At 57.7% G+C, this 21,409-nt stretch carries 21 protein-coding genes and 1 tRNA gene; 7 read left to right on the forward strand and 15 right to left on the reverse strand.

The features are described from left to right. Positions 1-75 precede the first annotated feature (75 nt). Positions 76-150, reverse strand: a tRNA-Gln gene (locus BCF46_RS13935). A 92-nt stretch (positions 151-242) separates the two neighbouring features. Between BCF46_RS13935 and BCF46_RS13940 the strand changes: the two genes are divergently transcribed. Beyond that, positions 243-1,418 (forward strand): BaiN/RdsA family NAD(P)/FAD-dependent oxidoreductase, encoded by a 1,176-nt coding sequence (locus BCF46_RS13940; RefSeq protein WP_121025447.1) that lies wholly within the window; start codon positions 243-245, stop codon positions 1,416-1,418. 1 nt (position 1,419) lies between these two features. On the opposite strand, the gene kdsA is transcribed toward BCF46_RS13940, so the two are convergent. The 6 genes from kdsA to BCF46_RS13970 form a co-directional block, all read right to left on the reverse strand. Beyond that, positions 1,420-2,253 carry a 3-deoxy-8-phosphooctulonate synthase gene (gene kdsA / locus BCF46_RS13945; RefSeq protein WP_121025450.1) on the reverse strand — a complete coding sequence of 278 codons (834 nt, stop codon included), beginning with the start codon at positions 2,251-2,253 and terminating at the stop codon, positions 1,420-1,422. A 4-nt stretch (positions 2,254-2,257) separates the two neighbouring features. Further along, positions 2,258-3,856 (reverse strand): KpsE/RkpR family capsule polysaccharide export protein, encoded by a 1,599-nt coding sequence (locus BCF46_RS13950; RefSeq protein WP_342768433.1) that lies wholly within the window; start codon positions 3,854-3,856, stop codon positions 2,258-2,260. A 52-nt stretch (positions 3,857-3,908) separates the two neighbouring features. After that, positions 3,909-4,568: an ABC transporter ATP-binding protein gene (locus BCF46_RS13955; RefSeq protein WP_121025456.1), complete on the reverse strand. Its 660-nt coding sequence runs from the start codon at positions 4,566-4,568 to the stop codon at positions 3,909-3,911. 203 nt (positions 4,569-4,771) lie between these two features. Next, positions 4,772-6,070 carry a Na+/H+ antiporter NhaA gene (locus tag BCF46_RS13960; RefSeq protein ID WP_121025459.1) on the reverse strand — a complete coding sequence of 433 codons (1,299 nt, stop codon included), beginning with the start codon at positions 6,068-6,070 and terminating at the stop codon, positions 4,772-4,774. A gap of 65 nt (positions 6,071-6,135) precedes the next feature. Next, positions 6,136-7,158, reverse strand: a complete 1,023-nt coding sequence (locus tag BCF46_RS13965; protein WP_121025463.1) for a permease — start codon at positions 7,156-7,158, stop codon at positions 6,136-6,138. Next, positions 7,151-7,483: an ArsR/SmtB family transcription factor gene (locus BCF46_RS13970; RefSeq protein WP_121026544.1), complete on the reverse strand. Its 333-nt coding sequence runs from the start codon at positions 7,481-7,483 to the stop codon at positions 7,151-7,153. Before BCF46_RS13970 ends, BCF46_RS13965 begins: the two co-directional genes overlap by 8 nt. A gap of 64 nt (positions 7,484-7,547) precedes the next feature. On the opposite strand from BCF46_RS13970, the gene BCF46_RS13975 reads away from it, so the two are divergent. Together BCF46_RS13975 and BCF46_RS13980 are read left to right on the forward strand one after the other, a co-directional pair. Beyond that, entirely contained in the window at positions 7,548-8,144 is a 597-nt protein-coding gene (locus BCF46_RS13975; RefSeq protein ID WP_121025466.1) for a uracil-DNA glycosylase family protein, read from the forward strand. Then, positions 8,141-8,920: an SseB family protein gene (locus tag BCF46_RS13980; RefSeq protein ID WP_121025469.1), complete on the forward strand. Its 780-nt coding sequence runs from the start codon at positions 8,141-8,143 to the stop codon at positions 8,918-8,920. The genes BCF46_RS13975 and BCF46_RS13980 overlap by 4 nt, the downstream gene beginning before the upstream one ends. Before the next feature lie 2 nt (positions 8,921-8,922). Here BCF46_RS13980 and BCF46_RS13985 read toward each other — a convergent pair whose 3' ends face one another. Genes BCF46_RS13985 through BCF46_RS14010 form a run of 6 tightly spaced genes read right to left on the reverse strand, consistent with a single transcriptional unit; the run spans position 8,923 to position 15,523 of the window. Then, positions 8,923-9,855: a 2-hydroxyacid dehydrogenase gene (locus BCF46_RS13985; RefSeq protein WP_121025472.1), complete on the reverse strand. Its 933-nt coding sequence runs from the start codon at positions 9,853-9,855 to the stop codon at positions 8,923-8,925. Between the two features lie 6 nt (positions 9,856-9,861). Beyond that, the gene (gene rodA, locus BCF46_RS13990) at positions 9,862-11,001 is read right to left on the reverse strand and encodes a rod shape-determining protein RodA (protein WP_121025475.1); all 1,140 of its coding nucleotides are present in this window, start codon (positions 10,999-11,001) and stop codon (positions 9,862-9,864) included. After that, positions 10,998-12,941 (reverse strand): penicillin-binding protein 2, encoded by a 1,944-nt coding sequence (gene mrdA, locus BCF46_RS13995; protein WP_121025478.1) that lies wholly within the window; start codon positions 12,939-12,941, stop codon positions 10,998-11,000. The genes rodA and mrdA overlap by 4 nt, the downstream gene beginning before the upstream one ends. Further along, complete coding sequence (locus BCF46_RS14000; protein WP_121025481.1) at positions 12,938-13,537, reverse strand: hypothetical protein; 600 nt, start codon at positions 13,535-13,537, stop codon at positions 12,938-12,940. The genes mrdA and BCF46_RS14000 overlap by 4 nt, the downstream gene beginning before the upstream one ends. Next, on the reverse strand, positions 13,530-14,435 hold the full coding sequence (gene mreC / locus BCF46_RS14005; protein WP_121025484.1) for a rod shape-determining protein MreC: 906 nt from the start codon (positions 14,433-14,435) through the stop codon (positions 13,530-13,532). The genes BCF46_RS14000 and mreC overlap by 8 nt, the downstream gene beginning before the upstream one ends. Positions 14,436-14,482: 47 nt before the next feature. Continuing rightward, the gene (locus tag BCF46_RS14010) at positions 14,483-15,523 is read right to left on the reverse strand and encodes a rod shape-determining protein (protein WP_121025487.1); all 1,041 of its coding nucleotides are present in this window, start codon (positions 15,521-15,523) and stop codon (positions 14,483-14,485) included. A 155-nt stretch (positions 15,524-15,678) separates the two neighbouring features. Between BCF46_RS14010 and BCF46_RS14015 the strand changes: the two genes are divergently transcribed. Further along, positions 15,679-16,455: a 23S rRNA (adenine(2030)-N(6))-methyltransferase RlmJ gene (locus BCF46_RS14015; protein WP_121025490.1), complete on the forward strand. Its 777-nt coding sequence runs from the start codon at positions 15,679-15,681 to the stop codon at positions 16,453-16,455. Positions 16,456-16,590: 135 nt separating this feature from the next. Here the strand turns inward: BCF46_RS14015 and BCF46_RS14020 are convergent, their stop codons facing one another. Then, on the reverse strand, positions 16,591-18,147 hold the full coding sequence (locus tag BCF46_RS14020; RefSeq protein WP_121025493.1) for a 2-isopropylmalate synthase: 1,557 nt from the start codon (positions 18,145-18,147) through the stop codon (positions 16,591-16,593). A gap of 12 nt (positions 18,148-18,159) precedes the next feature. Beyond that, positions 18,160-18,513 carry a cupin domain-containing protein gene (locus tag BCF46_RS14025; protein ID WP_121025496.1) on the reverse strand — a complete coding sequence of 118 codons (354 nt, stop codon included), beginning with the start codon at positions 18,511-18,513 and terminating at the stop codon, positions 18,160-18,162. A 199-nt stretch (positions 18,514-18,712) separates the two neighbouring features. On the opposite strand from BCF46_RS14025, the gene BCF46_RS14030 reads away from it, so the two are divergent. From BCF46_RS14030 to BCF46_RS14040, 3 genes are all read left to right on the forward strand, one after another. Then, entirely contained in the window at positions 18,713-19,378 is a 666-nt protein-coding gene (locus BCF46_RS14030; RefSeq protein WP_121025499.1) for an SDR family NAD(P)-dependent oxidoreductase, read from the forward strand. Then, positions 19,372-20,901, forward strand: coding sequence for a cryptochrome/photolyase family protein (locus BCF46_RS14035; protein WP_121025502.1), 1,530 nt, complete (start codon positions 19,372-19,374; stop codon positions 20,899-20,901). Before BCF46_RS14030 ends, BCF46_RS14035 begins: the two co-directional genes overlap by 7 nt. Positions 20,902-21,130: 229 nt before the next feature. After that, complete coding sequence (locus BCF46_RS14040) at positions 21,131-21,334, forward strand: hypothetical protein (RefSeq protein ID WP_121025505.1); 204 nt, start codon at positions 21,131-21,133, stop codon at positions 21,332-21,334. The last annotated feature ends 75 nt before the right edge of the window (positions 21,335-21,409 follow it).

The raw sequence follows: 21,409 nt of genomic DNA on the forward strand, positions 1-21,409 counted from the left end.
ACGTGGGGCATTCCTTGGGGCACTTTCAGCCCAACGATGGCCCGGAGGCCTGTTGTTCTATTGCTCAGAGGAGGTTGGCTGGGATGGTAGGATTCGAACCTACGATCTACTGTACCAAAAACAGTTGCCCTACCGCTAGGCCACATCCCAATACCGAACTGTGATTTAATGCGCCTTTCTCCATGCTGCAACCCCAAAATCGCGACTTGTGGCAATGCTGAGTGCCGTTTAAGTCCGACCTCATGGATGCACAGGTCGTAATTATTGGCGCTGGGGCCGCGGGCATGATGTGCGCGATCGAAGCGGGCCAGCGTGGACGGTCAGTTTTGCTTTTGGATCACGCCAAAGCAGCGGGCGAGAAGATTCGCATATCTGGCGGTGGCCGCTGCAACTTCACTAATCTCGACATTCAACCAGACCGTTTCTTATCACGAAACCCGCGCTTCGCATTGTCGGCGTTGAAGCGATACACGCAGTGGGATTTTATCGCGATGGTCGATGCTGCTGGCATCCCATGGCACGAAAAGACCTTGGGGCAACTTTTCTGCGATCGGTCCGCAAAGGACATCATCGCCATGCTGCTCGACCACATGGAAAAAGCCGGAGTTTGCGTGAAACTGGGCGTTTCGGTTACGTCAGTCGCGCGCAAGCACGAAGGCTTTAAAATCGAAACCTCGTCTGGTCCGCTTCAATGCGAAAGCCTGGTGATTGCCAGCGGCGGGAAATCAATTCCCAAAATGGGGGCGTCCGGCTTCGGTTATCGCGTAGCCGAGCAGTACGGCTTGTCGATCGTCGAAACCCGACCAGCACTGGTCCCTTTGACGTTCGCGGAGCAGGAACTGGAGCAAACGCGCCCTCTCACGGGGACTTCCGTGCAAGCCAATGTTTCATGCGGCGCAGCTAATTTCAGCGAAGGGCTTTTATTTACACATCGCGGGCTATCTGGTCCGTCCATCCTCCAGATCTCGTCGTATTGGCGAGAGGGTGATACGTTAAACGTCAACCTCGCGGCTCCCGCCAACGTCGCGGAAGAGCTGAAAGCCATGCGATCAGAGTCGGGACGCGTTTCCATCAAGAATGCGCTGGCGCGGGTAATCCCTGAAAAGCTTGCCACCATCGTGATCGCCGAGACCGGACTAACCGGTAACTTAGCGGATCAGAACAACGCGGCGTTGGAGGTATTGGCCCAGCGGGTTCACCGCTGGCAAATCAAGCCCGTTGGGTCAGAAGGCTACCGCACTGCGGAAGTCACGCTAGGCGGGGTCGATACTGATGCTCTCGACGCCAAAACGATGCAGGCCAAAGACGCGCCCGGCCTTTATTTCATCGGCGAGGTCGTCGATGTTACCGGCTGGTTAGGCGGTTACAACTTTCAATGGGCGTGGTCGTCAGGTTGGGCCGCAGGGCAGGCCGTCTAGCTTAGATCCTGCATGGATCAGCCTTCGCCAACGCGTCGAATTGCATCAAGCTTTTGATCAACGCGGGCATTTGATCCAGCGGGATCATATTCGGCCCATCAGATGGTGCACGATCAGGGTCTTCGTGGGTCTCGATGAACACACCGGCAACCCCCAGAGACACCGCGGCACGAGCCATCACCGGGGCAAACTCGCGTTGTCCACCGGTAGAGCCGCCCTGCCCGCCTGGTTGCTGCACCGAATGGGTTGCATCCATAATCACAGGATAGCCCGTCTTCGCCATCGTTGGCAGCGACCGGAAATCAGCGACCAAAGCGTTGTACCCAAAAGAGGCCCCGCGCTCGGTCAGCAGAATGTTTTCGTTGCCCGTACTCTCCACCTTGGAGATGACATTGGGCATATCCCACGGGGCCAAAAACTGACCCTTCTTGATATTCACAACAGCACCCGTTTCACCAGCGGCAACGAGCAGATCCGTCTGGCGGCACAAAAATGCAGGAATCTGCATGACGTCAACGGCTTGTGCCACCGCAGCGCAATGCTCGGGCGAATGCACGTCGGTTAGGGTGGGGCAACCAATTTCGGCCCGGACCTCATCCATCACACGAAGCCCTTCGTCGATACCAAGACCGCGCATTCCAGATAGCGACGTTCGGTTGGCTTTATCATAGCTGGCCTTGAACACATAACCCGCACCTGCGTCGGCACAGGCTTTTGCCATCGCTTCGGCAATCATCAGGGCGTGATCGAGGCTCTCCAACTGACACGGACCAGCAATGAGGGTTAGGGGCAGGTCATTGCTACATTCAAGGGCGCCGATATGGATAGTTTTCATAGGGTTATACCTGTTCACGAAGGATGGAAGCCGTTAGCGAGACCATCAAGTAAATGCCTGCGAAGATCAAGAACGCCAGAATAGTGTTCTCGAACGAGCGCGGATAGGTCGGCTCATCAGGAGCCACAGGACTGACGCTTACAGACAAGTAGCGGACCTGACGATTAGCTTCGAGGCGCGCCGCTTCGAACTGGGCTTCAGCAGCGGCGAGGAATTCTTGCCGCATCGCCAAGTCCCCTTGTGCCACCATCAACTCGCCCGAGATACGCGCCAGAGACCCGGTATTTGCGTTGCTTTCGGTCAGCTGCCCACGGTACTCAGCGATCAGCTTTTGAAGCTCCGCGATCTTATTTTCCGATGCGCCAACCTTGGCGTTATTTGGTCGTGGATTTGCAAGAAACTGCTGCAACGAAATCCGTTCTGTCAGCAATTCAGTTTCTAATTGGGTGATTTGGCCAAAGATCGCTGCCACTTCACTGCCAGGATCCAGCACACCGCGCTTCTCTTGAAGCTCCACGATACGGTCCTGCGCCGCGCGCATTTTCGCCTCGGCATCGATGCGACTTTCCTCTGCGCCAGACATCTGGTCTTTGCGCAGTTCAGTTGTCTGCGCGTCCACGCGCTCTTCGGCATAGTCGATCAACTTTTCAGAAAAGCGCGCCGAGGTCTCAGCGTCAGCTGCGCTAACTTCCATCTTGATCACACCCTCGGCCGGGTCATAGCCGATCCGAACATGCTTTTGAAAAAGCGAGTAGGCAGCCTCGTTGGAGCTATCAAGCTCTATGCGCTGCAACGCATCAATGTTCGGCTGAGAGAAGTGGGCTTTGAAACCCTCGTCGGCATCAAGACGCAACATAGCTTCCCGGGACTGTAAAAAACCCTGAGCCTGAATGCTGTCTTGAGAATTGGCGAGCCCGGTTCCCGAGAATAACCCACCAAGCTGGCCACCACCCGCGCCGTCGGACGTCTGGATGACGAACTCAGATTTGGTCGCATACATCGGCGTCGCAACGACATAGTAATAATAACCCGCCACAAAAGTCGGCAAGAGCACGAAAACCATCATGCGAATGGCCAGCAACGTCGCGCGGCGGCGGCGGCGTTTGGCAATGTCGCGCTGGATTGCCATGATTTCCGTTGCGCGGCGGTCTTCCGAAATCACTTCGGTCGATGGCAAGGACGGCTTGGCAGTGACAGTGGACGGAAGCTGCGCTTTAGTTTCAGATCCAGCGCCGTCGCCCTTCGGCACCACCAGTTCCAGCATGTTGGAGCGCTTAAAGGGATCGACCCCTTTCTCGCGCAGCAGACGCACAGCATCATAGTCAGATACAGGCGCAAGCCCCTGCTTTTGCGCCACGCGGCGTGCCATGCGAAGTTGGCGTCCCGTCAATCCCTCGCGGCGAATGGCGTCAATCACCTCAGCAGGGTTTTGCGGTTTGGCCTGCGTTTGTGTTTCCGGCTCTGCCTGAGTCTTGGCTTGAGGGCGGAAATCTTGACCACCAAAACCGTCATCGGTCGTCGTGGCGAACATCATCTCTTCTTTTTGCAAAACGTCGGCAACCGCCGCGTTAGTGCTCTCGGGCGCTACGGCGACTTTTGGCATAGCCGGGCGCGCCGAGGAAGACGGGCTTTCGCTACGCCGCAGGCGATACTTTTTAGCTTTGGGTTTCGTAGTCATACATTCGCTTCGCTTCTTCCAATGTGTCGAACATGATCAGCTTGCCTCGGCTTAGCACCGCTGCGGATCGACAGAATTTTTCCAGCGTTTCAGCTTGGTGCGATACCACGATCACCGTGGCTTTTTTCAATCGGTCTTTCAGAATCGAGCCCGCTTTACGGTTGAACTCTACATCCGTCGTGGCAGGCATCCCCTCGTCAATGAGGTAAATATCAAACTCCAGTGCCAGCATCAGCGCAAAAGTGAACCGCGCCTTCATGCCTTGGCTATAAGTTCCGACCGGCATGTCGAAATATTCCTCAAGTCCGCACAAATAGCGGCAAAACGCTTCGATGTAGTCAGGGTCCAGCGAATACAGTTTCGCAATATAGCGAGCGTTTTCTCGAGCGGTATGTTTGGGCACAACGCCCCCCATAAAACCCAGCGGAAACGATATGCGCGAGGTGCGTACAATCTCGCCCTCATCGGGCTTCTCTAGGCCCGCCATCATATTCACGATCGTCGTCTTGCCGGTGCCGTTGGGCGCCAGAATTCCGATGGAGTGGCCCAGTTCCACGCGAAACGACGCGCGATCAAGTATCACCTTGCGCTGCGTGCCCGTCCAGAAGGACTTGCTGACGTTTTGAAACTCAATCATCTCCGGGGAAACCCCCTACCTCATATAGCCCGCATGTCCCCTGCGGATCGTTGGGCGCATTCTAGGCACCCGTTATGGCCGTGACTATGTCTTAACAGGCCACTGCCTTTCAACGCTATAACAGTAAATACGGGATGAATCAGGCAAGACAGCACAAATAAATGCGCCGTCTTGCCAAACAATCACAGTGTGTCAGGCCGCGATCAGCCGTTCTGCTTTTCCACACGGCACAGCTTACCCGCCAAAATCGAGACGCCCGCCGCCGCAAAGGAGAACAATGCACCCATCTTGGCCGCATCCTGCACAGGACCGGAATCGAACGCCACGGAAGCAACGAACAGCGAAACGGTAAAGCCGATCGCCGCCACACAGCCGATCACCACAAGGTCAATAATCCGCATACCTTGCGGAATGCCCAGCCCCAGCGGCTTCGCAGCGATCCAGCCGAAAATCAGGATGCCCACGGGTTTCCCGATCATCAATCCAGCCAGAACCAACCAGGTCGCATCGCCCATGGCGTTAAACTCCACACCCGCATTGAGCAGGCCGAAGAAGAACAAGATGATCTCCACAGGGTGCTTCAGCGCATGCTCGAACTGGTTGAGAAGGTCTGTCAGATACTGCTCCGCCTCCGAGAAGATACCAAACGCGCGGTCGGCGTGCGGTATGGTCGGCACGATTGGCAGTAAGCCCAACGCGGGGTGCAAACCACTTTCCGCGAAGCCATACCAGCTTAGACAGGCCGCAATCAGGTAGGGGACAAAGTGCAACTTCGTGCGAACAAAGGTCGACACGGGACGCGCCTGATTGCCTCGGTCCAGCTTGCGCGGCAGCCAGTTGGCCAACACAAATACGCCAATGGCGGCGGCCGCCGAAAGCAGCAGCCACTCCGGCGCCAACTCGCCCGACGGGTAGAAGATCGCCAGAATGACCAACCCTGCGGCGTCATCCGCTATCGCCAGAAGCAACAAAAAGCGGACAGCAGGGTGGCCCGCGCCGAAGACCATCCGGCCCACAAGATAGCTGAATGCGATGTCCGTGGCCGTCGGAATTGCCCAGCCATTGGCAACCGCGTTGTAGGTGTCGGAGCCCATGAAATAGGCTAGTCCAAGATACACCGCGATAGGTCCGAACATGCCACCCGCCGTTGCAAACAAGGGCGTTGCGGCCTTCTTGCCGCGTAAGGAGCCGTTCTTCAGGATCACGGCTTCCCAGACTTCCTTCGCGGCAATCGCAAAGAACAAGGCCATTAGCATGTCATTCACAAGGTAGTGCAGGCTCAAAACCTTGGTGATGTCACCGACCTCGTATTTCTCGAACCCATCGCCGTAAGATTTCGCCCAATACGAGTAATCCAGTCCGATCCAGTCGTTGAACCACAACGGATGCTCGACAAAATGGTGATAAGCATGCGGGTCTGTATTTGCCCAAAACAGCGCGATAACGGCACCAACGACCAACAACAAAGAGTAGTTGGTGACGAAATTCCAGACGCGATACATGCCGCTCCCCCGCGCTTAAGCTCATAACGCGGAGTTAAAGCAATCGAAGTCGCGGGGCAATCAACTCAGGCGACCACATTCCAGATCAATCCCGCGGTGACACTGCCGATAAATGCAAAGCCCAGATAGGCGGCAAAAACCCGCGGTTTGACCAAGGCCCACACCGCGATTGCGGCGGGGATACAGCTGACACCTCCGGCAAGCATGAAGGACATCGCGGCCCCGTTGCTCATACCTTGTGTCAAAAGCGCGTCAACCAACGGAACCGCCGCGTAGCCGTTCAGATAGGCGGGCGCGCCAACCAAGGCCCCCAAGATGACTGGGCCAACGCCAGAGCCGCCCAGAACCGAGGACACCATGCTCGCCGGAACATATTGAAGCATGATGTTCTCAAGCAGGTAGGCCAAGAACAACCACTTCGCCAGAAACGCCACGTTCTCTATCGCCGCAGACTTAAAGACCTCCACGCGCTTGGGCTCCTGCCAGAACCGCCAGTTCGGCGTGCCTTTGAACGGCGAACCACACCCACAACCGCCTTGCGTGACCCCACGCAACGGGTCGGCAAACAGCGCAGTTTTGGCAAGCGTCATAGTGGCGAACCCGCCAAACATCCCCAAACCGACCGCCGACAGTGTTTTAGCCACCGCAAAGTCGAAGCCCAGCGTGCCGGATGTGATCAAGAACATGGCGGGGTCCATCAATGGCGACGCCAGCCAGAACGCCATCACTGCGGACAATGGCACCCCCGCCACAAGCAGGGCGGCGATGAACGGGATCACCTCGCACGAGCAAAATGGGGCCAGCCCGCCAAGGGCGGCTGCCAGGAAAATCATCCGCGACTCACGCCCCTTAAAGGCTTCGGCCACCATTGCTTCAGCACCTGTCGCCTTAAGGTAGCCAATCGCCAGAACCGCGAAGATGATGAAGATCGCGGTGTGACCCATCGCCTCAAATGTGCCTGTCAGAATAGGCAGCCCCTGCGGACGATCGAGCAGGAAAACAAGCGCGAGAATGACTGCACTGGTCATCCAGACCTTGGAAACCTTGCTCCAAAATGCCGGTGTCGGGGATTGGGTCAGATCAGCCATGTTCGTGGTCCTCAAGATCGGCGCAACATTCCGCCAGCAAAAAGTCGTTCAATCGTTTGAACGTTGCATAATCCGCCATCGCGCAGATGATCGAGCGCCCTTGCTTGGTCTGTTTGATCAACCCTGCTTGCGCCAGTATCTTCAAATGGTGCGTCAGGTTCGCGCCGCTCAGGTCGGTCGCGGCACCCAGCGCGCCAATGTTCATCCCCTTGTCACCCGCCCGCGTCAGCGTGCGCAGTAAGGACAGACGTTGCTCGGAGCCAAGGGCAGCGTAAGCGCTGGCGGCTTGAACAAGGGACAGATTCGGATCATCAAATGTTTTCATATTTCTATGATTATAGAATAATAAATCATTCGCAATCATTTTCTGCTCCCCTATGATCTGCCTCATGCCAATCTCCACCCTCAAACGCGACCTCTCGGCCTGCCAAATCTGCAAGGACCGCTTTGCGGCAACCCACACTGCGCACGCCCCCCGCCCCGTGGTTTGGTTCGAGAAATCTGCGCGCATCCTCATTGCCGGTCAGGCCCCCGGCGCGCGGGTTCATGAAAGTGGCAAGCCCTTTACAGACCCGTCAGGGGACCGTTTGCGCGACTGGATGGACGTCGATGATGCCACCTTCTACGACCGCTCCCGCGTCGCAATCCTCCCCATGGCCTTCTGCTTCCCCGGCTACACCGCGAAAGGCGCCGATCTGCCACCCCCGCCCATCTGCGCGAAGACGTGGCGCGCACCAATCCTTGCGCAACTGCCGGACATCCGCCTGACCCTGCTCATCGGTGGCTATGCGCAAAAGTACCATTTGGGCAAAACCACACCGAGCGTTACCGAGACCGTCACCAGCTGGCGCGAGCATGCGTCCGCGATTATCCCCTTGCCGCATCCCTCGTGGCGCAATACCGCATGGATCAAACGAAACCCGTGGTTCGAGACCGAGCTTCTGCCCGTCCTCAAATCCCGCGTGAAAGAGGTGCTTGCCCCATGAACACTCCGCTTGATCTGGCCCACATCGCCATGGACGCCGCCCCCGATGACGACACCGCCCGCTTGCGCTTCTACGAACGCATGGGCGATTCCGAATTGTTTGTGTTGCTGGAAAGCGAGGCTGAGGGCGACAAAATCACGCCGCAGATTTTCGAGGTGGAGGACGCATCCTATATTCTCGCTTTCGACCGCGAGGAACGCTTGGCCGAGTTCGCGGAAGGCTCGGCCCCCTATGTCGGCCTGTCAGGCCGCGCCTTGGCGCAAATGTTGGCAGGTCAAAACTTTGGGCTTGGAATGAACCTCGGCGTGGCCCCGTCCTCCATCCTGATCCCGCCCTCTGCCGTGGACTGGCTGCACGAAACGCTGTCGCACGCCCCCTCCGAGGCCGCCGAAACGCCAACCGAGATCACTCCGCCAAAGGGCTTACCTGACAGTTTGGTCACGGCCATCGACATGAAGCTCGCCACGGCAGCAGGCCTCGCCCAATGCGCCTACTTGGCTGGGGTGACCTACGCCAGCGGGCAGCGGTCGCATATATTGGCTTTCGTCGGCGCAGAACCCGCCGCCGAAGGTGCATTGGCACGTGCTGCAAATGAAGCCTTGGTTTTCTCGGGCATTGAAGCAGGCGCGTTAGACGTGGCTTTTTTCGACGCCAGCCACGCAATTATTGGCGCTCTCGAAGCTCAGGCACTGCGATTTGATTTGCCACAACCGATCCAACCCACCGAACGCCCTGCCCCCGGAAGCGATCCATCCAAGCCGCCAAAACTCATCTAGCGTCAATATCCAGCCGCGCGGTCCACAACGTGCAGCAAAGGTTCCTCGCCTTCACCACGCCGAATGTTTTCCGCAATAACTTCCGAGGCCGTCGTGGCCTTCGTCTCCGCCGCGATATGCGGCGTCACGGTCACCTTAGGATGCGCCCAGAACGGATGCTCGTTGGGCAAAGGCTCCACACGAAACACGTCCAAAGTCGCATGCGCCAACTGCCCGCTATCCAGCGCTGCAATCAGCGCGTCGTCGTCAATCAAAGGCCCCCGCCCGGGATTCACGATGAAACTGCCTCGCCGCATCAACCCGATGCTTCGCGCATTCAATACGTTCTCGGTCGCTGGGGTGTCAGGCAACAACAAGGCCACCATATCCGCATCGGACAACGCGTCATCCAACCCGTCTGCTCCGTGGTGACAGGTCACCCCCTCAACATCCTTGGGGCTTCGCGCCCAGCCATGCACCTCGAAATTCAACCGAGCCAAGGCCTGCGCACAAGCGGCCCCCAGCGCGCCCAGCCCCAGCACACAAACCTTGCGATCCCGCGCCAAAGGCGCAGCAGTTCCAGCGCGCCAAACACCGTCCTGCCCCGACAAAAACTTGTCCATCCCAAGGTGATACCTCAGCACATGGCCGGTGACCCATTCTACCATGCTTTCCGTCAGGCCATGATCCACCATCCGGCACAGCGGCACCTTTAACGTCGGGTTGTCCACCATGGTCTCAACACCCGCCCAAAGGCTCAATACGGCCTTCAACTTCGTGAACGGCGTAAAATCAGTCACCGGTCCGTTGGGCGCATAAACGATGTAGTCCACATCCGCAGGGTCGGACTCCGTGCCCAGCTGCGCATCAATGCCCGCCTTGGCGAACGCGGCACGCAGCGGTGCTTCGTATTCAGCCCAGCTTTTTGGCTGTGCGGAGAACAGTACTTTGATCATCGAAATCTACCTTGGTCTGTGAACATGGGCGCTTTGCATCAGGCCAAATGCCAGCAACAAAACGATCATCGCGGAGCCACCATAGCTCACCATTGGCAGTGGCACACCCACGACAGGGGCCAGCCCCATGACCATCGACATATTCACTGCAAAAAACAAAAAGAACGTCAGCCCGATGCCCATGGTCAGTAAGGACGCAAACCTGTCCTTGTTGTTAAGAGCCGAGATCACACAGAACACCAGCACCAGCACATAGAGGCTCAACAACGATATGCCGCCGATGAAGCCGAACTCCTCGGCCAGAGTCGTGAAGATAAAATCGGTATGCTTTTCAGGCAGGAAGTTCAGGCGCGATTGCGTGCCTTGCATATAGCCCCGCCCCGTCCACCCGCCAGAGCCCAGCGCGATCTTGGATTGGGTGATATGATACCCAGCACCCAGTGGGTCGGACGCGGGGTCAATGAACGTATCAATCCGTCGGTATTGGTAGTCCTTAATGAGCTGCCATTCCGTCCCGCGGCTTTTGAAAACCGCTCCCACCAATCCAGCGGCACCGCCGACGACGGCAGCGAAATATGCCCAATGAACCCCTGCAAGAAACATCAGACCGCCACCGCCAAATACCAAAAGCAACGCAGTTCCTAGGTCCGGCTGGCGTAGTGTCAGAAATACTGGGACCGCGATTATCAGAACAGGAATAAGCACCCAAAACGGGCGCGATATTTTCTTGATATCCACCCAGTCGTAATAGGCGGCAAGGAACATGATAAGGGTAATCTTGGTCAACTCGGATGGCTGCAAGCGCATGAAGCCAACGTCGATCCAGCGCTGCGCCCCCATGCCGGTCGACCCGAAAAACTCAACCGCCAAAAGTAACAGCACAGATACCGCGTAGGCGGCACCGGCAATATTTCGCAGAAACCAAACGGGAATCATTGCAACGCTGATCATCAAGAAAAGACCCAACGCGAAACGCTTCATCTGCGGCTCGGCCCATGGCATCATCGAGCCGCCTGCCACGGAATACAGCATCAGGAAACCCACGCTTGCGATTGCAGTTAGCAGAACAACCACGGGCCAGTTCAGATACAAAATCTTGGACAGCCCACTTGGAACTGATTTTACGTTGTATTCAAGATAACTCATGCTTGAGAGTCCGGTGCCTGTGGCTCGTAGGGGTTCCAAATCCGCAGCTTTTTCAAAGCCGAGCTGACGCGCCCGCGCTGCGCACTTGGATACGCAGACAATGGTGGCATGCCGCCTGTTTGCGCAGCCAGCATTACATCGCGCGCAATCGGAGCCGCGGATGTCGAACCGCCGCCGCCATGTTCAACGACAACCGACACCGCATATTTAGGTGCGTCAGCTGGCGCGAAACCAACATACAAGGCGTGGTCGCGCCGCTCCCATGGCAGGTCGGCGTTGCGGAAAACGCCGCGTGCCCGTTCCGCCTTGGTAATGTTGCGCACCTGACTGGTGCCGGTTTTGCCGGCCATACGCAGAGACTTTTCCGCAATGCGAGTGCCGTAACCAGTTCCGCCGCTCTCGTTTGCCACTGCAAACATGCCGCCTTGCACATGAGCCATCATTGCGTCGCTCAAACCCAAAGATTCACCCGCGCCCGACGCGGTCTCGACCCCGTCGATAGATTTCACCAATCTCGGAGAGACCGCACGGTTGGTCGCCAATCGCGCCGCCATCACTGCAAGCTGCAAGGGTGATGCCAGCACAAAACCTTGGCCAATCGCCGCATTAAGGCTATCGCCGATGACCCAATCGTTATCGCGGTTTTCCCTTTTCCAAGCCTTAGTTGGCATCAAGCCAGACGCAACGGCTGACATCGGAACGTCATGCCGTTCCCCCAATCCCAGCCGACGTGCCATCGCGGAGATCTTCTCGATCCCAACCCGCTGCGCCAAATCGTAATAGTACACGTCGCAAGACTGCTTCAGCGAGTTGCGTAGGTTAATGTGCCCATGTCCACCGCGCTTCCAACAGTGAAAGCGACGGTTAGCGACCTCGGCATAGCCACCGCACCAGATCGTCTCTTCGGGGTCAATTTCGTCCGCTTCCAAGGCCGCCAGCGCCGTGACCATCTTGAAAGTAGAACCGGGCGGGTACGTCCCCTGAACAGCCTTGTTGGCCAGTGGGCGATACTTGTTGTTGGTCAACTCACCGTAATCTTTCACTGAGATGCCACGCACAAAAAGGTTCGGATCAAAGGCAGGTGCAGAGCCAATCGCCACCAGATCGCCGGTTTCGACTTCAATCACCACCGCAGCGGCGCTTTCGCCTTCAAGCCGCGCTTGCACAAAATTCTGCAACTCGGCGTTGATCGTCAACTGGACATTCGCGCCCTTCTGGCTTTCGTCACGCCCCAACTCGCGCATCACACGACCGATAGCATTCACTTCAACCCGCTTGGTGCCCGCCTTGCCGCGCAGGTTATGCTCCAGCTTGTTCTCGGAGCCCGTCTTGCCGATCTGGAATTTCGGGATTTGCAGCAGCGGGTCCTTGTCTTCGATACGGCTAAGATCATAGTCGCTCACCGGTCCCACATAGCCGACGATATGAGCGAAATCGGCACCACGCGGGTAAATGCGACTCAACCCGACATCCGGCGTTATCCCCGGCAAAGCAGGCGCGTTCACTGCCACTTGGCTCAGGTCTTCCCATGACAGCCGGTCTGCAATGGTCACCGGAACCAGACGCGAACGCTTCCGCAATTCCTCGCGGGCGCGCTCCATGTCCTCGTTGGTCATTGGGATAAGGTGGGCGAGATCGCGCAGAACCTGCTCGGGATCGTCCACCTCGTCGCGCACCATGGTCACACGGTAGTTCTGCTCATTACCGGCAAGAAGTAACCCGTTGCGGTCAAATATTTGCCCGCGCGCAGGCGGCAGCAGGCGAATGCTGATCCGGTTTTCTTCGGCCAACAGTCTGAACTGGTCGGCCTGCTCCACTTGAAGGTGACGCATCCGCAACCCAAGAACGCCAGCAAACGCCAACATCCCGCCGCCCATGACCAAGCCACGACGGCTGAGAATTGCGGCGCTTTCCTCGGTGTCTTTTGGGGAACGTCTCATCCGATAACCCCGTCGCTGTCCAACTCACGGACCCCTGCCCGCTTCACTCTTAGTATAAAGTGGGTCACCGCAATCACAAAGGGGTAGGCAATCGCCGTCGTCAAAATGTGAAGCAAGGTCACGCCGAAACCGGGATGCGGCACGGCAAAGATCAGATGAAGCACTCCGTTCACAGTCACGGCTGCGGTAAACGCGCCAATCACAAGTGCAACTTCCAAGGGCAACGACACCTCGTTGCTCGCGTTGGTTTGGCGACGCAGGAACTCGTAGGCGATTAACGATACTGCAGGCCATAGGCCCAACGGCCGCAGATATAATACATCCGCCAGAAGATGAACAAACACGATCAAAACGACCGGCGCCCAGCGCGGGCGGCGCATCAAAAAGGCGGCAGTCAGGCAAAACAACCAATCCGGCCCGGGCAGGCTGAAATACCGGCTTCCCTCTTGTATCAACTCACCGCTTACAGGGTCGATCAATTGCACAACCGCCGGGGCCGTATTTAACGGCAAGAGTTGCCCGAAAATGATCACGCCGCAAACAAACAAGAACAGCGTACGATACTGGAAGCGGCGCCATGTAATAGGATCAACCATCTGTCCCCTCCGTGGTTGGCTCCGCCTCGCTCAGCACTTCGTCTTCGGCGATCAGACCACCCACAGTTTCAATCGCCGTCGAATGCGGCGTGCGCAGCACTCGGAGGAATTCCAATCGGCCATAGTCGGCGGCCAGCTTGACCCGCAGGCGGCGGTCAGGGCCAAGCGCAATTTGCCCGACAAGTACGTCCGCCGGGAACACCTTCCCGTCGCCAGAGGTTACAACCCGATCCCCCGGGCGCACATCTTCGACATTCTCGACAATATCCACCGGCGGGGCGAGCGTGTTGTCCCCCACCAAAAGCGCCTTCTGCCCAGAGGGTTGAATGGTCACAGGCACACGACTGTTGGTATCGGTCAGCAGGATCACGCGGCTTGTCTTTTCACCGACACCAGCAATGCGCCCCACAAGCCCCAACCCGTCCATCGTCGCCCAGCCATCCTGAATCCCGTCGCGCGCCCCCACATTCAGCAAAACGGATCGCCGGAACGGCGAGCCATTATCCGTCAGCACCACCCCAGTCACAAAGGTCAGCTGTGCGTTCAGGCGCACCTTGTTCAAATCCAGTAGCCGCGCGTTTTCCTGCTCCAGCTGAATTGCCGCCTCGCGCCACGATTTCATGCTTTGCAACTCGCGCCGAAGCTCTTGATTCTGCTCGTAGATGCGGGCGTAGGATTGGAAGTCATCAAACATGCGACTTACCCGCGTCACAGGCACCAAGGCCCAATCAAACGACGGCACCACCTTGTCGACTATGGCCGAGCGGAACCGCTCCATCCGCGGGTTATCTATTCGCCACAGCCCGAAGATCGCCAGCAAGACAACAACCAAGACCCCGATCAGCACACGTCTGACGGGGCGGGCATATTCCTCTTGTCCGCGTCGGTCGATCGCCATGGGTTTGGTCCAAACTGCGGGATTGGCCGCCACGCGGCCAGATAGGGTTAACTATCGTAATCTATCACGTGGCGCAGTTGTTTTTCATATTCAAGGGCTTTGCCCGTGCCAAGCGCCACACAGTTCAAGCTCTCATCCGCCACCGAAATGGCCAATCCGGTCTGCTCGCGCAGTGCCAAATCAAGCTCTCCCAACAGCGCACCACCACCGGTTAGCATAACGCCACGGTCCACGATATCCGCGGCCAAATCGGGAGGCGTCGCTTCAAGCGCGGTCATCACCGCTTCGCAAATCTGTTGTACAGGTTCGGCCAAAGCCTCTGCCACCTGCGCTTGGTTAATCTCGGTTTCCTTTGGTACACCGTTCAACAGATCGCGCCCGCGAATTTGCATAGAAGAACCTCGCCCGTCATCCGGCATCCGCGCGGTTCCGATGGAAGTCTTGATCCGTTCCGCAGTGCTTTCGCCTACCAAAATGTTCTGGTGTCGGCGCAGGTATGAAATCAGCGCCTCATCCATGCGGTCACCGCCAACCCGCACCGAACGTGCATAAACAATGTCGCCCAGCGACAGCACCGCCACCTCGGTTGTCCCGCCGCCAATATCCACAACCATGGAGCCGGTCGGGTCGGTGATTGGCATACCCGCCCCGATGGCCGCAGCAATCGGTTCTGCAATCAAGCCCGCCTTGCGCGCACCCGCACCCAACACCGATTGGCGGATGGCGCGTTTCTCAACAGGCGTCGCGCCATGCGGCACACACACAATGATCTTCGGCTTCGTAAAAGTAGAGCGGCGGTGCACCTTGCGGATGAAGTGCTTGATCATCTCTTCCGCGGTGTCGAAATCCGCAATCACACCTTCGCGCATGGGGCGGATCGCCTCGATCGAGCCGGGCGTGCGCCCCAGCATCAGCTTCGCGTCCTCGCCCACAGCCAAAACTTCTCGGCGCCCGTTCTTGGTGTGATATGCCACAACCGATGGCTCGTTCAGGACAATTCCCTTGCCTTTGACGTAGACCAGCGTGTTCGCCGTGCCGAGGTCGATGGCCATGTCAGATGAAAACAGACCCGAAAAGATACCAGCCATGTAAGTAGTGCCCCAAGCGTTCAGAATTAGCCCGCCGACTCAGCGGTCCGCAGGGAAGATTGGCGACTTATAGGCGGGCCGCGCGCCGGTTGAAAGCCATCTGCAGGGTCATATCAGCACTATTCCGCCTCTCTATAGCACGTTAGAAGCGCGGCATGCTGTCCTACCAACACATCTATCACGCGGGAAATCCCGCCGACGTCCACAAACACGCGCTGCTTTGCGCGATACTGTCTTACATGACGCGCAAGGACAAACCGCTCAGCTATCTCGAATCCCATGCGGGACGCGCGCTCTATGACCTGTCCTCTGCCGAAGCCTTGAAAACTGGTGAAGCAGCGGCCGGGATAGCAGCTCTGACGGGCAAAATCTCACCCGACCATCCCTACATCAAAGCGCTCGAGGAACTACGCGAGCAACACGGGGATACCGCCTACGCTGGCTCTCCAATGCTGGCCGCTTTGTCCCTACGCCCGACCGACAAACTGCATCTGGCCGAACTGCATCCGCAAGAATATCAGGCCCTGCGCGACGCCATGCGCCCCCATAATGCCAAATGCTACAAGCAAGACGGCTTCGAGATGATCCAAGCCGTCTGTCCGCCAGAGCCACGTCGCGGGCTGTTGCTCATCGACCCTAGCTATGAGGTGAAATCAGACTACGACCTCATCCCGAGCCAAGTCGCCAAACTGCATCGCAAATGGAATGTCGGGGTGATCGCGCTCTGGTACCCAATTCTGACGTCAGGCGCGCACAGCATAATGATCCAAGCCCTAAAGTCTCAAAATCTGCCCGATGTGCTACATCACGAAGTCGCCTTCCCTCCCGTGCGCGACGGCCACCGGATGATAGGCTCGGGCATGTTCATCGTGAACGCACCATACGGATTGGCCGATGAGGCCGAAACCCTAAGCCAACTCTTCGAAAGCTGAAGTTTCATCTTGGCAAAAATATTCTCGCCGAAGGCAAGCAGACAGGCACCGCATCGGTAACGTCACACCCCGAGGGCTTACGCCCGCCACGCGCTCCAAAAATGAAGCGCGCCGCAGGCGCTCATTGAGATCAAGTTAGCTTACGTCTTTGTAGGACACTTCAGCCAGGTCACCGCCGGACTTTTCGCGTCGCACCACAAGCCGGTTCAACGCATCCACATAGGCCTTCACCGACGCAACGACCGTATCCACATCAGCTGATTGACCCGTTGCGATTTTGCCATCTTCTTCCAGCCGCACCGACACCGTCGCTTGCGCATCAGTGCCCTCGGTCACCGCCGCCACTTGGTAGACCTGCAAGCGTGCTTTGTGGGGAAACAACTCCTTCACCGCATTGAAGGCCGCGTCCACAGGCCCATCTCCGGTCGCGGTCACCGACGATGCTTCGCCGCCGATCTCCAGCGTCATTTCGGCGGATTTCTCCAGCCCCATGCCACAAGAGACCTTCAACGCCGTCAGCTTGATATGATCCGCTTCCGCATCGCCAGTTTGCATCAGCGCAATCAGATCGTCGTCATAGACCTCTTTCTTTTGGTCGGCCAATTCCTTGAACCGCACGAAGACGTCCTTCAACTGGTTGTCGCCAAGCTCGAACCCCAGATCCGACAGTTTGGAGCGCAGCGCTGCTCGCCCCGAATGCTTGCCCATGACAATGTTCGTCTCGGTCAAGCCCACATCTTCAGGGCGCATGATCTCGAACGTCTCGGCATTTTTCAGCATACCGTCTTGGTGAATACCGGACTCATGCGCAAAGGCGTTCTTGCCGACGATGGCCTTGTTGAACTGCACCGCAAAGCCCGACACGGACGCCACCCGGCGCGAAATGTTCATCAGCTTGGTGCTGTCGATGCCCGTCTGGTACGGCATAATGTCATTGCGCACTTTCAGCGCCATCACGACCTCTTCCAGCGCAGTATTCCCAGCGCGTTCGCCCAAGCCGTTGATGGTGCATTCAACCTGACGCGCACCGGCTTCGACAGCGGCCAAAGAGTTGGCCGTCGCCATGCCCAAATCGTTATGACAGTGGGTCGCAAAAATGATCTCGTCCGCCCCCGGCACTCGCTCCAGCAGCATCTGGATCAGCGCCGCACTTTCACGCGGCGCGGTATAGCCAACAGTGTCTGGAATGTTGATTGTCGTCGCCCCTGCCTTGATCGCGATCTCCACCGTCCGGCACAAGTAATCCTCTTCCGTGCGCGTGGCATCCATCGGCGACCACTGCACGTTGTCACACAGGTTGCGTGCATGGCTAACGGTCTCGTGGATGCGCTCCGCCATCTCGTCCATGTTCAGGTTCGGGATGGCGCGGTGCAGCGGTGAGGTGCCGATAAACGTGTGGATACGCGGCCGCTTTGCGTGTTTCACAGCCTCCCAGCAGCGATCGATGTCCTTGAAGTTGGCGCGTGCCAGCCCGCAAATAACCGAATTCTTAGCTTGCTCGGATATCGCCTTCACCGCGGCGAAGTCGCCTTCCGAAGCAATCGGAAAACCTGCCTCGATAATATCGACACCCATTTCGTCCAGCAGGCCCGCAATCTCCAGCTTCTCGGCATGGCTCATGGTGGCACCGGGCGACTGCTCGCCGTCGCGCAAGGTGGTGTCGAAGATGAATACTTTGTCTTGTTCGCTCATGATCTCGTTCTCTCAAATACGTGGTTTCGCGGCGGCAGTCTCTGCATCGCCAGTGTTAGGAAGCCCTTGCGGCTCGATCAGCAGCACCTTGGCCTCGGCCTCGGCGCGGGGACGGTGGACAACACCTTTGGGAACAACGCACAGCTCCCCCGGTCCCATAGTGACACTCTCGCCGCCTTCACGGTCGAGGGTCACCTCGCCCTCCAGCACCAGAAAGAAGTCGTCGCTGTCGTCATGTTTGTGAAACGGGAACGCGCCCTGAAATTTAACGACCATAATGTCATTGCCATTATAGTCGGCCACCACCTGCGGGTCCCAATGGGACGAGAACAGGCTCAGCTTTTGTTCAAGATTGACCTTCTGCACGGGGTCACTCCTTAGCTATTCGGTTTTTTGGGAATGTCCGGTGCTGGCACTACTGAGCGGCACGCACCGGAAAGGCACGCTCAGCGCAGGCTAAGAAGTAGGATATGTGCGTCAATGCTCATGAGACGGATCATACGAACCCCGACGAAAAAGGAAAGCCGCAATTTGACTTGCGACGCGGGACCGTTACCTCTGCCCTATGACAAGAACACTCATCATCGGCGCGTCGGGCGGCATCGGAGCCGCGCTGTCGCAGATCGCACAAGCCCGTGGCCACGACGTGACAGGACTGTCTCGCAGTCAAGACGGCTTGGACATCACGGAAGAGGCCTCGATTGAACGGACGTTTAAAAATCTAAGTGGGAGCTACGACCTGATCATCTGCGCCACCGGCGCCTTGGTCATAGACGGCAACGAGCCGGAAAAGTCGGTGAACGCCCTCAACGCACAAAGCCTGACCTTGCAGTTCCAAACCAACGCCATAGGTCCGGCCCTTGTCCTCAAACACGCAATCCAGCTCCTGCCAAAAGACCGCCCCGCAACCTTCGCCGCGCTGTCGGCGCGCGTTGGTTCCATCGGTGACAATAAGATCGGCGGTTGGCACAGCTACCGTGCCGCCAAGGCCGCGTTGAACCAACTGATCCACGGTGCATCTATCGAACTGGCCCGCAGCCACAAGCAAGCCACTTGCGTCTGCCTGCACCCCGGCACGGTGGAAACCGACTTCACCGCCAAATACGCCGCGCGCCACAAGACTGTGCCCGCGTCGAAAGCTGCCGAAAACCTGCTAAGCGTCCTCGACGGCCTAACACCTTCCGACAGCGGCAAGTTCTTCGACTATTCCGGCGCGAAGGTGCCATGGTGACACGTCTCGTTCTGGTGCTGGGCGACCAGCTTTCCCCCAACCTGACCGCGCTGCAAAAGGCCGAAAAAGACACCGACATCATCGTCATGGCCGAAGTCGCGGACGAGGCGTCCTACGTCCCCCACCACCCCAAGAAGATCGCCTTCATCTTCGCTGCCATGCGCAAATTCGCAGACGCGTTACGAGGCGATGGCTGGCAGGTCGACTACACCAAGCTCGATGATCCCGACAACGCAGGCTCCATCACCGGCGAGCTTTTGCGCCGCGCCGAACAGCACGACGCCTCTGGCGTGATCGCCACCGAACCCGGCGAATGGCGGCTGATCGAGGCGCTGCAAGAGATGCCGCTTAAGCTGCACATGATCGCCGACACCCACTTCATCGCCTCCCATAAGGAATTCGAGGACTGGGCGGAGGGTCGCAAAGAGTTGCGCATGGAGTGGTTCTACCGCGATATGCGCCGCAAGACCGGCTTACTGATGGATGGCGACAAACCGGTCGAGGGCAAGTGGAACTTCGACCACGACAACCGCAAACCCGCCCCTGATGATGTCGACTTCAACGGCCCCATGCAATTTACGCCGGATGACACGGTGGAGGAGGTGCTCGATCTGGTCGAGACACGCTTCGGCGACAATTTCGGCACCCTCCGCCCGTTCTGGTTCGCAACCGACACTGGGCAGGCGCGCAGGCAGCTGACGCATTGGGTCAAGCACGCCCTGCCCAAGTTTGGCGACTTTCAGGACGCGATGCTGAACGACAACCGCTTCCTCTATCACTCGATCATCAGCTTCTACATCAACGCGGGCCTTCTGGACCCCCTCGAGGTCTGCCAGCAGGTAGAGCAGGCTTACAAAGACGGCCACGCCCCAATCAACGCCGCCGAGGGCTTCATCCGCCAGATCATCGGCTGGCGCGAATACATGCGTGGTATCTATTTCCTTGAGGGGCCGGACTATACCTCGCGCAATGTGCTCAAACACACGCGCTCCCTGCCGTCCTTCTTCTGGGACGCTGACACGCGCATGAATTGTATCTCCAAAACCGTCACCCAAACCCGTGACGAAGCCTACGCCCACCATATCCAGCGCCTGATGGTCACCGGCAATTTCGCGCTGCTTGCAGGCATCGATCCGCACGAGGTCCACGAATGGTATCTGGCGGTCTATGCCGACGCTTATGAATGGGTGGAGGCCCCGAACGTCATCGGCATGAGCCAGTTTGCCGATGGCGGCATCGTCGGCTCGAAACCATACGTGTCGTCGGGTGCCTATATCGACCGCATGTCCGACTACTGCAAAAGCTGCGCCTATAAGGTGAAAGACAAAACCGGACCGGACGCCTGCCCGTTCAATCTGCTCTATTGGGATTTCCTGATCCGCCACCGCGACAGGTTCGCCAACAATCCGCGCATGGGAAACATGTACCGCACTTGGGACCGCATGGATGATCCGCGCAAGGCTGCGGTATTAGAGGACGCGCAGGCGTTCCTTTCGCGGATGGGATCGGGCGAATCCATCTGAAATAAGGCATTTGTTTGTTAATGAAACGCCGGAATTCAGGCGATTCGAAGAGGTTTTCGCGGCAATCTCAATTGTAAAATACCTCTAACTATATGTTTTTAAATAGTTTTTAAACATTAACCGAACATGAACACGGGGTTCGTGCTTCATTCAACACCGATGCATCATAACCAACTGCATGGAAGGTCAACCAAGACGGCCAGACAGCAACGAAACGAAGGAATACGCCATGACCGGATCATTTGCCGAGAAAGCCCGTACCCGCCGCATTGTAGCCCTCCAGGCAATGCAGGCCGATCGCGCTGGTGTTGCCCCTAAAGCTGTGAACCTCTGCACGGCTAAAACCAAGACCAAGACCTCGCGCTTCCCGCCCATTGATAAGGTGCTGGCCGCGCTCACTTCTCAGGACTCTCTGCGGCTAATGGCTGCCTGAGAAGACGCCAAGGATTACGTATCCCTCCAAGGTAATCGTATCCCTCAAACGAAAAAGGCCGCCTCCTCTGGGCGG

The organism is Litoreibacter meonggei (assembly GCF_003663885.1).
Taxonomy (GTDB): Bacteria; Pseudomonadota; Alphaproteobacteria; order Rhodobacterales; family Rhodobacteraceae; genus Litoreibacter; species Litoreibacter meonggei.